The sequence below is a fragment of the Microbacterium sp. BH-3-3-3 genome (genome assembly GCF_001792815.1).
GTDB lineage: Bacteria > Actinomycetota > Actinomycetes > Actinomycetales > Microbacteriaceae > Microbacterium.
This window is the reverse complement of record NZ_CP017674.1, coordinates 1,644,825-1,657,068: the sequence shown is the minus strand read 5'-3', so window position 1 is coordinate 1,657,068 and position 12,244 is coordinate 1,644,825. Positions and strand designations below refer to the sequence as shown.

10 protein-coding genes are annotated in these 12,244 nt (G+C 70.3%); 8 read left to right on the top strand and 2 right to left on the bottom strand.

What is annotated here, in order from left to right; all coding sequences use genetic code 11:
• The first annotated feature begins 33 nt into the window (after nt 1–33).
• The 4 genes from chvE to BJP65_RS07645 all read left to right on the top strand — a co-directional run bounded on the left by chvE (nt 34) and on the right by BJP65_RS07645 (nt 5,459).
• On the top strand, nt 34–1,155 hold the full coding sequence (gene chvE, locus BJP65_RS07660; RefSeq protein WP_055831994.1) for a multiple monosaccharide ABC transporter substrate-binding protein: 1,122 nt from the start codon (nt 34–36) through the stop codon (nt 1,153–1,155).
• 189 nt (nt 1,156–1,344) lie between these two features.
• A complete protein-coding gene (mmsA, locus tag BJP65_RS07655) occupies nt 1,345–2,874 on the top strand; it encodes a multiple monosaccharide ABC transporter ATP-binding protein (protein ID WP_055831992.1) in 1,530 nt (509 codons plus the stop codon).
• A gap of 5 nt (nt 2,875–2,879) precedes the next feature.
• Nucleotides 2,880–4,100, top strand: a complete 1,221-nt coding sequence (gene mmsB / locus BJP65_RS07650; RefSeq protein ID WP_055831990.1) for a multiple monosaccharide ABC transporter permease — start codon at nt 2,880–2,882, stop codon at nt 4,098–4,100.
• 147 nt (nt 4,101–4,247) lie between these two features.
• The gene (locus BJP65_RS07645; RefSeq protein ID WP_083285766.1) at nt 4,248–5,459 is read left to right on the top strand and encodes an ROK family protein; all 1,212 of its coding nucleotides are present in this window, start codon (nt 4,248–4,250) and stop codon (nt 5,457–5,459) included.
• 69 nt (nt 5,460–5,528) lie between these two features.
• On the opposite strand, the gene BJP65_RS07640 is transcribed toward BJP65_RS07645, so the two are convergent.
• A complete protein-coding gene (locus tag BJP65_RS07640) occupies nt 5,529–6,632 on the bottom strand; it encodes a glycosyltransferase family 1 protein (RefSeq protein ID WP_156784848.1) in 1,104 nt (367 codons plus the stop codon).
• A 258-nt stretch (nt 6,633–6,890) separates the two neighbouring features.
• On the opposite strand from BJP65_RS07640, the gene BJP65_RS07635 reads away from it, so the two are divergent.
• Genes BJP65_RS07635 through BJP65_RS07625 form a run of 3 tightly spaced genes read left to right on the top strand, consistent with a single transcriptional unit; the run spans nt 6,891 to nt 9,113 of the window.
• Complete coding sequence (locus tag BJP65_RS07635) at nt 6,891–8,120, top strand: glycosyltransferase family 4 protein (protein WP_070408729.1); 1,230 nt, start codon at nt 6,891–6,893, stop codon at nt 8,118–8,120.
• A complete protein-coding gene (locus BJP65_RS07630; protein WP_070408728.1) occupies nt 8,117–8,689 on the top strand; it encodes a glycosyltransferase in 573 nt (190 codons plus the stop codon). Before BJP65_RS07635 ends, BJP65_RS07630 begins: the two co-directional genes overlap by 4 nt.
• A 34-nt stretch (nt 8,690–8,723) precedes the next feature.
• Entirely contained in the window at nt 8,724–9,113 is a 390-nt protein-coding gene (locus tag BJP65_RS07625) for a hypothetical protein (RefSeq protein ID WP_070408727.1), read from the top strand.
• Between the two features lie 73 nt (nt 9,114–9,186).
• Here the strand turns inward: BJP65_RS07625 and BJP65_RS07620 are convergent, their stop codons facing one another.
• A complete protein-coding gene (locus BJP65_RS07620) occupies nt 9,187–10,590 on the bottom strand; it encodes a hypothetical protein (protein ID WP_070408726.1) in 1,404 nt (467 codons plus the stop codon).
• A gap of 176 nt (nt 10,591–10,766) precedes the next feature.
• Between BJP65_RS07620 and BJP65_RS07615 the strand changes: the two genes are divergently transcribed.
• Nucleotides 10,767–12,227, top strand: coding sequence for a lipopolysaccharide biosynthesis protein (locus BJP65_RS07615; RefSeq protein WP_070408725.1), 1,461 nt, complete (start codon nt 10,767–10,769; stop codon nt 12,225–12,227).
• Nucleotides 12,228–12,244 lie beyond the last annotated feature (17 nt).

Genomic DNA, 12,244 nt, shown 5'->3' with positions numbered 1-12,244 from the left:
GGTCCCTGCTGTTCAGAGAGGAACGCAGATCACATGCTGAAGAAAATCCTGACCGGTGCGGCTATCGCCGCACTCGCCGTCGGTCTCGGAGCGTGCAGCTCCACCCGTCCGGCCGACGGAGGCGGCGACGCCGCCGGCGGTGGCTCGACCGAGTGCAACGTCGGCATCGCGATGCCGACCCGCAGCCTCGAGCGCTGGATCAACGACGGTGAGCAGCTGCAGAAGAAGCTCACCGACGCCGGGTGCACCGTCGACCTGCAGTACGCCGACAACAAGACCGACCAGCAGATCAGCCAGATCCAGAACCAGATCTCGGGGGGCGCGAAGATCCTCGTGATCGCCGCGATCGACGGTTCGACGCTCGGCCCGGTGCTGCAGGAGGCCAAGTCGCAGAACGCCACGGTCATCGCCTACGACCGCCTGATCAACGGCAGCGAGAACGTCGACTACTACGCCACCTTCGATAACTACAAGGTCGGCACCCTGCAGGGCCAGTACATCGAAGAGCAGCTGGGTCTGAAGGACGGCAAGGGCCCCTTCAACCTCGAGCCCTTCGCCGGCAGCCCCGACGACAACAACGCCAAGTTCTTCTTCGCCGGCGCGTGGGACGTCCTGCAGCCGTACGTCGAGAAGGGCCAGCTGGTCGTCCCCAGCGGCAAGTCGCCCGCCAACGACGACGCGTGGGCGTCGATCGGCATCCAGGGCTGGGCGTCCGACAAGGCGCAGTCCGAGATGGACAACCGCCTCTCGTCGTTCTACGGCGACGGCAAGAAGGTCAACGTGGTGCTCTCGCCCAACGACAGCCTCGCCATCGGTATCGAGGCGTCGCTGAAGTCGGCCGGCTACACCCCCGGTGCCGACTACCCGATCATCACGGGTCAGGATGCCGACAAGGCCAACGTCAAGGCGATCCTCGACGGCGCGCAGTCGATGACGGTCTGGAAGGACACCCGCGCCCTCGGCGACCGCGTGTTCACGATGGTGCAGGAGATCAAGGACGGCAAGACCGTCGAGGTCAACGACGAGAAGACCTACGACAACGGCAAGAAGGTCGTCCCCTCGTACCTGCTGACCCCCGAGGTCGTCGTCAAGGACGACGTGCAGACGAAGCTCATCGACTCGGGCTTCCTGAAGGCGTCCGACGTCGGACTCTGATCGATCCCGGACGGGGCGGGCTCGCCCGCCCCGTCCTCTTCTCGCGGCGGGGCGGCTCAGCCCGCCCCGCCGCTCGATCCTTCACCGCCCGGTGAAGGGCATCGGTCGCCTCCGGCGACGATCACACGAGTCGCTTCGGCGGCCCACTTTTGCGTCGCCCTCGGCGACGGTGAAGGGACGACACACACCATGACCGAACCGATCCTGCGCATGGCGGGGATCTCGAAGTCCTTCAACGGGGTTCCGGCTCTCGCCGACGTGTCGATCGACGTGCACCGCGGAGAGGTGCACGCCATCTGCGGCGAGAACGGCGCCGGCAAGTCCACCCTCATGAAGGTGCTCAGCGGGGTCTACCCGGCAGGCAGCTTCGAGGGGAGCATCACCCTCGAGGGTGAGCAGATGGCGTTCCGCTCGATCAACGACAGCGAGGCCGCGGGCATCGTCATCATCCACCAGGAGTTGGCGCTCAGCCCCTACCTCTCGATCGCCGAGAACATCTTCCTCGGCAACGAGAAGGCCCGCCGCGGCGTCATCGACTGGAACGCCACGAACACCGCGGCCGCGGAGCTGCTCAAGCGCGTGGGACTGCGCGAGAACCCCGCCACCAAGATCTACGAGATCGGCGTCGGCAAGCAGCAGCTCGTCGAGATCGCCAAGGCCCTGGCCAAAGAGGTGAAGCTCCTCATCCTCGACGAGCCCACCGCCGCGCTGAACGACGACGACTCCGCCCACCTGCTCGATCTGATCGACCAGCTGCGCGACCAGGGCATCACCTGCATCATCATCAGCCACAAGCTGAAGGAGGTGCTGCGCATCTCGGACCGCATCACGATCATCCGCGACGGCCGCACCATCGAGACGATGCACCGCACCGACGCCGACACCGACGAGGGGCGCATCATCCGCGCCATGGTCGGCCGCGATCTGAACAGCCTGTTCCCGCCGCGCGAACCCGACATCGGCGAAGAACTCTTCCGCGTCGAGAACTGGACCGTGCACCACCCGGTCGACACCGAGCGCGTGGTCATCGACGACGCCTCTTTCATGGTGCGCGCGGGCGAGATCGTCGGTTTCGCGGGCCTCATGGGCGCCGGTCGCACCGAGCTCGCCATGAGCATCTTCGGCCGCATGTACGGCACGGGCATCTCGGGCGAGGTCTACAAGAACGGCCAGCAGATCGACGTGCGCACGGTCGACGCGGCCATCAAGCACGGCATCGCCTACGCCACCGAGGACCGCAAGAAGTACGGTCTCAACCTCATCGGCGACATCCAGGTCAACGTCTCGGCATCCGCCCTCTCGCGCCTCGCCCGCCTGGGCGTGGTCGACCGCTACCGCGAGTACAAGGTCGCCGATTCGTACCGCTACAAGATGAACATCAAAGCCCCCAGCGTCGCGGCGATCACCGGACGGCTGTCCGGCGGGAACCAGCAGAAGGTCGTGCTGTCGAAGTGGATGTTCACCGGTCCCGACGTGCTGATCCTCGACGAGCCGACCCGCGGCATCGACGTCGGGGCGAAGTACGAGATCTACGGCATCATCAACGAACTCGCGGCCCAGGGTAAGGCCGTCATCGTCATCTCGTCGGAGCTGCCCGAGGTCATCGGCCTCTCCGACCGCATCTACACGATCTCCGAGGGACGCATCACGGCAGAGGTCAGCCGCGACGACGCCACGCAGGAGACCCTCATGCGGCACATGACCGCCGGAAGGAACTGAAAGACATGGCCACCGCATCCACCCAGACGGTCGAGGCGCCCACGCAGCCGGGACCGCGCCGCCGCGGCATCCTGTCGCGCATCAACTTCCGGCAGTTCGGCATCCTCGCCGCCCTGGTCATCATCATCGTGCTGTTCCAGGTGCTGACCGGCGGCCGACTGCTCATGCCCGGAAACGTCAACAACCTCATCCAGCAGAACGCCTACGTGCTGATCCTCGCGATCGGCATGGTGATGGTGATCATCGCGGGGCACATCGACCTGTCGGTCGGCTCGGTGGTCGCCATGGTCGGAGCGATCGCGGCGATCTCGATGAACTCGTGGGGGCTGCCCTGGTGGGCCGCCGTCATCCTCTCGCTCGCGGTCGGCGCGGTCGTCGGGGCGTGGCAGGGCTTCTGGGTGGCGTTCGTCGGCATCCCGGCGTTCATCGTCACCCTGGCGGGCATGCTGTTGTTCCGAGGTCTCACCCTGGTGCTGCTCACCGGCGGCACGATCGCGGGTCTGCCCGACGGCTTCACCGCCATCGGCGCCGGCTGGCTGCCCCCGGTGCTCGGCTACATCGGCAACTGGGACTCGCTGACCGTCGTGCTGGGTCTCGTCGCCGTCGTGGCGCTCATCGCCCAGCAGCTGCGCACCCGCGCGACGCTCCGTCGCCTCGAGCTGCCCCGCGAGGTCGCGTGGTCGTTCTGGCTGAAGAACCTCATCGCCGCGGTCGCGATCATGGCGATCGCCCTGACGCTCGCCACCTACAACGGCACGCCGATCGTTCTGATCATCCTCGCGGTGCTCGTCCTGGCGTACACGTTCGTGCTCAACCGCACGACCTTCGGCCGCCACGTGTACGCGATGGGCGGCAACCTGTTCGCCGCCGTGATGAGCGGTGTGAAGACGAAGTGGGTCAACTTCTTCATCTTCGTCAACATGGGCGTGCTCGCCGGTCTCGCGGCGGTCGTGAGCACCGCGCGCGCCGGCAGCGCCGTGGCGTCCGCCGGTCAGAACTACGAGCTGGATGCCATCGCCGCGGTCTTCATCGGTGGCGCCGCCGTCCAGGGCGGCATCGGCACCGTGGTCGGTGCGGTCGTCGGTGGACTGGTGATGGGCGTGCTGAACATGGGGCTGTCGATCCTCAGTGTCGACGCCGCCTGGCAGATGGCCATCAAGGGCATCGTGCTGCTGCTGGCCGTCGCGTTCGACATCTTCAACAAGCGGCGCAACGGCGGTGTCTGACCGGATGGGGAGCGTGGCCCCGGGGCCCGCTCCCCATCCGCGTCCCGGGGCCGCGGCGTCGGCCGTCGGCCCCGCCCCCGTCCTTCTCGACGGCTGCGCGTACCGTCCGTTCCTGCGCGATGGGATGATGGGGGAGGTGCCCCTCTCATGACCCCTGCCGTGTTCGAGCCCGCAACGCCGCTCGCACCCCCGGTCGGTCGTACCACCAACGACCTGATCCGCCAGCAGAACCTCGCGTCGGTGCTGTCGTTGCTCCATTCCCGGGGAGCGCTCTCACGCGCGCAGCTGGGCGCGACGACGGGTCTCAACCGCTCCACCGTGACGGGCCTGGTCATGGAGCTCACCGAGCTGGGCCTCGTGCGCGAGGCGGCCAGCACCGAGCGCACCGGCAAGGTCGGGCGCCCGACCCTCGATCTCGAGCCCGAAGACCACGTCGCCGCCCTCAGCGTGCGGGCCGAACCCCACGCCGTCACCGTCGCCCTGGTCGGGCTGGGCGGGGTGGTGCACGCGCGCCTGCGCCACGACACGGCCAGTCCGCCGTCGCCGCGCCGGTTCGTGCAGATCGTCGCCTCGTCGGTCGAGGCCATGCGCGCCGACATCGATCGGCATTACCGGGTGGTGGGTGCGGGCCTCGCGGTGCCCGGACTCGTCAACGCCAACGGCTCGGTGCTCGTCTCGCCCACCCTGGGATGGAAACGCGACCCCGTGTCGGCCCGCCTGAGCGACGAACTCGGCATGCCGGTGGCCGCCGGCAACGACGCGAGCATCGGCGCTCTCGCCGAGGCGCGCTTCGGTGTCGGCGTCGGTGTCGGCAACCTGCTCTACCTGGGCGGGGCGATGCACAGCATCGGCGGCGGTCTCATCATCGACGGCACCCTTCTGCGCGGCACCTCGGGCTACGCCGGCGAGCTGGGGCACACCGTCGTCGACCCCCGTGGGCGCGCCTGCGTGTGCGGACGCCGGGGATGCCTCGAGGCCGAGGTGAGCCTCGATCTGCTCGAGCCCCTGCTGGGTCGGCGCAAGCTCGACGAAGACGAACTCGACGTCGAGCTGGGCGTGGCCCGCAACCCTCGCGTGATGGCGGAGGTGACGCGCCAGGTCGAGGTGCTCTCGATCGCGCTGACCAACTTCGTCAACGCCTTCAGCCCCGAGACGGTCGTTCTGTCGGGCTACCTCGGCGCCCTGCTCTCGGTCAGCCGCGAACGACTGGCCGATGCCGTGCGCGTGCATCCCCTGGGAGCCGAGGGGCGCACGATCCGCCTCGAACGGGCGCACCTGCGCTCGCGCCTCATGCTCGTCGGCCCCGCCGAGCTCGCCTTCGCCGACCTGCTGTCGAACCCCGGCGGTTTCCGCGGCTGAGGGCGGCGGGCTTCACGGTCCGGATGCCGTGACCCTGGACGCTCCCGCGGTCGCCACCGCCGTTCGGGCTCAGGACTCCAGGGCGTCGCGGTAGGCGTCGAGCGTGCGCGTCGCCATCCACCGCCACGAGAACATCTCGGCGCGCGCGACCCCGCGCTCCCGCAGCGTCTGTGCGAGCGCGGGGTCGGTGAGGACTCGGGCCACGGCGTCCCGCATCCCGGCGGTGCTCGCGGGGTCGAAGTAGATCGCGGCGTCGCCGTAGACCTCGGGCAGGCACGTCGCATCGCTGCTGACCACGGCGCACCCGTGGCGCATCGCCTCGAGCCCCGGTAGTCCGAACCCCTCGAAGAACGACGGGAACGCGTACACCGCCGCCGCCTCGTACAGCCCGCGCAACTGCGCGTCGGTGACGAAACCGGCGAAGTGCACGGCGCCCCGCTCCTGCTCGTCGAGTCCCCGGATCAGGCGCGCCCCGTCGTCGTCGATCTTTCCGGCGACGACGAGGCCGATGTCTTCGCCGGCGTCGCGCAGGTGCACGACCGCGCGGATGAGCCGTTTGAGGTTTTTGTACGGCTCCTGCCGGCCGACGTACAGCACAAAGCGCGGGAACGGCGTCTCGACCGGGGTCGCGGCATCCGCGATCACATCGGCCGCGGGCGAGGTGACGTACAGGCTCGACGCGCGCACGCGGGTGTGGGCGACGAGGTCGCGGCCCCCGTGCGCGCTGATGACGAGGTTCACGCGGGAGCGGTGCGCCGTGAACACGAACGCCCCCGCGCCGATGATGCGCTTCACGGCAGAGACGGCCCAGTGCTTCTTGCGGTTGCGCACCTTCAGCAGCGTCATGTCGAGGAAGGTCGTCACGCGGCGCGCGCCCAGGTAGAGCGGCTGCTGCGGCATCGCGAAGTGCACCAGATCGGGGCGGAGCGCCCGGAGCTCGCGCCCGAACGAGGTCTGCTCGCGCCACGAGAAGTACGGGGTCTCGGTGGCGACCTTCTCGAAGAGCGGACTGGTCGGCGTCCAGTCGTCGAACCGGTCGCGGGGGAGCACGATCGTGTAGCGGTGCGCGGTGTCGATCTGCTCGAGGTGCGCGATGAGGTTGCGCGTGTAGCGCCCGGTGGAGGTGAACATCGAACGGGCGTCGATCACGATGTGCGGCGGGGATGTGGGCACGGAGTCCTCTTCTCGGGCGGGGTCCGCCGCCGAGTATGACCGCCTCCGGCGCCGAGGCTCTCGGCGGTCGGCGCGAGCCGCGAGGAGGCGCTGGGGGTGAGGCGACGGGTGAGGTTCGCGTCCGGAGCCGCCCGTCGCCGCCACCGGCGGGGGATGCCGTCGAGCCGGTTGGTACGTTCCCCGGGACACCCGTCTCTCCCCGCGCCGCCCGTCCGGGCGCCCGAGGTCGCCCGTCGAGAGCGGGACCGGAGGAGAACCGTGCGGATCGTCAGTCTCATGGCCCACGTGCCGTACCCCGGCATCCCCCACGCGGGCGGACAGTACGTGCTGTCGCATCTCCGGGGCCTGCGCGCCCTCGGCCACGAGGTCACCGTGGTCGCGCCCGACTGGCGGGGCAACGATGAGGGAGCCCGGCGCCTGCGCGAGGCGATGGACGTCACGGTCCTGGTCTGCCCGCCGCGCTCCTCCGGCCGTCTCGCGGCGTGGCTCGACACGCAGCAGATCCGGCTGTTCCCCGTGCGGCCGCCGCTGCGGTTCCGTCGGGCGATCCTCCGCGCGGGCGCCGTGCGAGACGCGGCAGCGCGCGCCGACCTCGTCGAGGCGCACTGGAGCGAGATGGGATGGATCGCTCGGGCGCTTCCCACCGGCCCGCGCGCCCGTCGCGTGGTCGTGGCGCAGGACCTGATCGTCCAGACCTACGAGCGGATCTTCGCCACGACCCGTCGATGGACGGCGGCGCGGCTGCTCGGCCGGTGGCGGAACCACAGCGTCGCGCGCGACGAGGGTCGGCTGTACCGCGACATGGATGCCGTGGTCGTCTTCAGCGGAAAGGACGCCGGCTACGCGCGACGCCTGGGGGTCGCGGCCGACGACGTCGTGGTCCTGCGGCCGCCGTTCTCGCCGGACGGCGGCGAGGTGGCGACCGCCGACGGACCGCCGGCCGGGGTTCCGACGGTGCTGTTCGTGGGGGCGTTCTTCCGCGACGTCAACGTCGAGGCGGCCGACTGGCTGATCGACGAGATCATCCCGCGTGTGCGGGCGGCGCGGGCCGATGTGCGATTCGTGCTCGCGGGCGCGGGGCCTACGGCGCGCATGATCGCCGCGGCGCAGACCGACCCGCTGCTCGAGGTGACCGGGGAGGTCGAGTCGCTCGACCCGGCCTATCGGGCGGCCACGGCCGTCGTCGTCCCGCTGCGCATGGGCGCCGGGCTGAAGTTCAAGACCGTGGAGGCGTTGATGCGGGGAATCCCGGTGGTGTCCACGACCGTGGGCGCGGAAGGACTGGTCGGCGAGGGGGAGACGGGTGGTCTCGTGGTCGCCGACGACACCGAGGCGATCGCGCGCGCACTCCTCGCGATCCTCGCCGATCCTCGTCGGGCCTGGAGCGATGCCACCGCGACGAGGGAGTGGGCGCGATCGGTCTTCTCGGCCGAGACTTATCCGTCGCGACTCGAGGACGCCCTGTTCGGACGGGGGGACGAGCGATGACGTCGGCGGTCGTCATCCCGAACTGGAACGGCCGGGAGGATCTCGCCGCGTGCCTCGACTCGCTCGGGGCGCAGACCATGGCGGCGGAGGTGATCGTGGTCGAGAACGGCTCGACGGACGGATCGGTCGAGATGATCCGCTCGTCGTACCCCGGCGTCACCCTGCTCGTGCAGCCCGTGAACCTCGGCTTCGCCGGAGGCGTGAACGTCGGTCTGCGCTACGCCCTGCACCGGGGCCACGAGCACATCGCGCTGCTCAACAACGACGCCGTGGTCGAGAAGACCTGGCTCGCCGAGCTCGTCGCCGTCATGCGCAGCGGGGATGATCTCGGCATGGTGGCGAGCAAGTTCGTGACCCTCGATGGCCGCCGCATCGACAGCACCGGCGAGTGCTACTCGACCTGGGGCCTGCCCTACCCGCGGGGGCGTGGCGAAGAGGACCTCGACGCGTACGACGATGCGGTCGACATCTTCGGGGCAGCGGCGGATCGACCCTCTATCGCGCCGCGATGCTGCGCGACGTCGGACTGTTCGATGAGGACTTCTTCGCCTATTTCGAAGACATCTTGACCTCAGCTGGCGGGCGCAGCTGCGGGGATGGCGCGTGCAACTCGCGCCCCGGGCCGTCGCCTACCACCGGATCGGAGCGACGAGCGGCCGCATCCCGGGCTTCACCACCCACCAGACGCTCAAGAACCTCTTCTGGGTCATGACCAAGAACGTCCCCTCGCGTTTCCTGCCGGTGGTGTTCCCGCGCCTCGCGCTCTCGTACTCGTTCACGTTCGTGCGCGCCGTGCTGCGCGGGCAGGGGGGCACGGCCGTGAAGGCCGTCGGGATCGCCGCGGTCAAGATGCCCCGCAAGCTGCGCGAGCGTCGGGCGATCCAGCGGGGCCGACGCATCGACGACGCCGCCGTGGCGGCACTTTTCACCTGGGATCTGCCCCCGGCCTCGGCCAACCTGCGGCGTTTGCGCGCCGCGGTGCGGCGCTCCTGACGGCCCGGGCGTCGCTCCCGCGGGTCGTGTGATCCGCGGGAGCGGGCGCGCGTCGGAGGACCGCGGGTCCCGCTTACGCCGTCCGGCGGGTGAGCATCGTGAAAGTGGGCGTTTCACCCGTCCGGTCACCCCTTCGACGGGCGAGGGCCGACAGGTCCCGTGCCTGCACGGCGATCACGAACAGCGGCACCACCATCGCCGCGAACAGGGTGTCGGGCGCCTCGACGCGCCACGCCGTCTCGGTGATCGACACCGCCGTGAGCACGCAGAGGAACGTGCTCGCCGCGACCTGGTCGCGGCGGGGAAGATGCTCGGCCGCGCGGGCGGCGGCGGCGAGGACGACGGCGAGGAGCGCGACGAGGACGATGCCGCCCGTGACGACGTACGTCACGAAGACGTTGTGGCCGTGGCTGGCGGCGCTGGAGAGAGCGGCCTTGAGCAGGTCGTAGTGGTCGACGTACCAGCTGTGGCCGAGCCCGACGAGCCACTGATCGCCCGACAGCTGCGACAGGTTGAACCGCCAGATCGCGCCGCGTTTCGTGAACGCCTCGGGGTCGGTCGTGATCAGGGGGAGGGCCACGACGACGACGACCAGGACGAGCAGCAGGGCGCCGAGAACGCGGCCGACGGTCCGGTTGCCCGCGCGGCCCAGCAGCATGCTCACCAACAGCACCACGGCCCACACCGCGACCCCGAACAACGCCGTGCGCGACGCCGACCACAGTATGGCGACGAGCAGCACGGCGGCCGTCGTCCAGCGCAGATACCAGCGCGAGAAGAGGTGCGTCAGCGGCAGGGCGAGCACCAGGAACAGGCCGTAGCCGTTGGGGTGCCCGAAGAAGCCCGCCAACAGCGGGAGCCCGGTCAACGACTTCTCGGAGTTCACGTCGAACGTCTGCGGCATGTACATGAGGGCGGGGGCGCTGGACGTCAGCACCATCGAGACCACCGCCAACCCCGCGGCAGCGAGGGCGTACGCCCGCAGGTCCGACACACGCGGCTGGATCGCCCACAGGGTCACGGCGACGCCGATCGGCAGCAGCATCTGCTCGGTGACGGCTCCTCCCCGCGCGAACTCGTTGAACACGATCCACACCCACGGCAGGACGACGAGCACCAGGGGCGAGACGTCGTTCTGCACGAAGACGACGCGGAAGATCAGCACGAAGACGGCGGCGGCCGCGGGAAGCAGCAGGGCGACGTGCCCCGCGTCGACGACCGCCTGCGTGTACACGCTCGTCAGGCCCTCGGCCGCCTGCGTGCGGCTCATCGTCAGCGTCTGCGCGATGGTGCCGCCGATCGAGGCCGCCCACAGCATCAGCAGCAGGCCGAACGCGACGACGCGGGCCGCGGTGCTGCGAGCCGGTGCCGCGAGCGGCGTGGCCGCCAGGCGCTGTCGCCGCGCTGCGCGCCGTGTGCCGGGCTCGGACTCCGGGCGTACCGAGAGGTCGGACGCGGCGACGGCGGGGGAGGTCATCCGCACAGGCTAGGTGCGCGCGAGCGGTGATCGATCGCGGTCAGGACCGGGGCGGAACGGGCGACCGACCGGGTGAAAACGAGCCCCTGAGGGGCGGCGGAGAGGTGAGCAGCGCGCGGCCGAAAATAGTCTGCTCGAGCGCGGCTCCCGCGGCGCACGCGAGGAGGACGACAGACGTGACGCCCGAACGATCTTCGGGCGCACGGGCCCGGGGTGCGACCCTGCTCCTGTCGACGCAATGGCTGCGGTACGTCCTGCAGATCGCCAACATCGTCGTGCTGGCACGCCTGATCGGGCCGGCGGATTTCGGCGTGGTCAGCCTGGGACTGGCGATCGTCGGCATCGCGTCGGTGCTCGGCGACTTCGGGCTCAGCCTCGCCGCCCTGCGCGAGAAGTCGCTGAGCCAGGCGCAGAAGAGCAACCTGTTCTGGATCAACACCGGCATCGGGGCCGTTCTGGCGCTGCTGGTGGCGGCCGTCGCCGTTCCGATCGGCGCCGCGTTCGGCGACGGCCGGCTGGTCGGGGTCGTGCTCATCGCGGCACCCGCCTACCTCCTCCGTGCCGCGGCGGTCCAGTTCCTGGTCGAGCTGAATCGCCGGGAGAGGTTCTCGCGCCTCGCCGCGTCGGAAGTGGGAGGGGATGCCGCGGGCATCGTCGCCGCGATCCTGCTCGCGCTGCTCGGCTCGGGTTATCTGGCTCTCGCCGTGCAGGGCACGGTGGCGGCCGTCGTGTCGCTCGGGTGGGCCGTCGCCGCGGCGGGCTGGCGTCCCGGACTCCCGCGTCGCGTCGAGATGGGGTCGCTGCTCACCTTCGGCCTGTCGACGCTCGCCACCCACGCGGCGCACTACGTCACGACGAACGTCGACACGATCGTCATGGGGGCCTGGTACCCGTCGGCGATCGTCGGGTTCTACTCGCGGGCGTACCAGCTGGTGATGCTGCCGCTGCTGCAGGTCGCCGCCCCGCTGACGCGCGTGGTGCTGCCGCGACTGGCGCAGGGCGCCGACAGCCTTCCCGCCCTCAACGAGGCGCTGGCGCGTGCGCAGCGGCTCGTCAGTCACGTGCTGCTCGCCGTCACGGGCCTGCTCGTGGTGTGCGGTGCGCCGTTGATCGACGTGGTGCTGGGCCCCGACTGGCTCCCCGCGATGCAGTTCCTGCCGATCCTCGCCGTGGGCACGGTCTTCCAGACCACGGCGTACGCCTACTACTGGGGGTTCGCCGCTCTGGGACGCTCCGGGGCCCTCTTCCTGTCGGAGATCGTCGGGCGCGTGCCGATGGTGCTTCTCATCGTGCTGCTGGCGCCCCTGGCTCCCGCGGGGATCGCGTGGGGAGTGGTCGTGGGCCAGGTGCTCATCTGGGCGTCGGGAACCTTCGTGTTCGCCCCCCGCGCGGGCCTCGAGGTCGGGGTCCTGGTGCGCGCGTCCCTCGTGCCCCTGGCGGTGAGCGGCGGCGCGACCCTCGTCGCGTGGGGCCTGGACCTCGCGGTCTTCGGGCCGTGGCCCGCTCTGCTCCGTCTGGTCTGCCTGGGAGCGGCGTGGCTCGTGGCAGCGGCGGCGATCATGGCGGTGGGGGGCCGCGGCGACGCCCGCCTCATCGCGCAGACCCTCCGGTCGATGCGTCCGCGACGCTCCGCCTGATGCCCGACGGCGGCGGC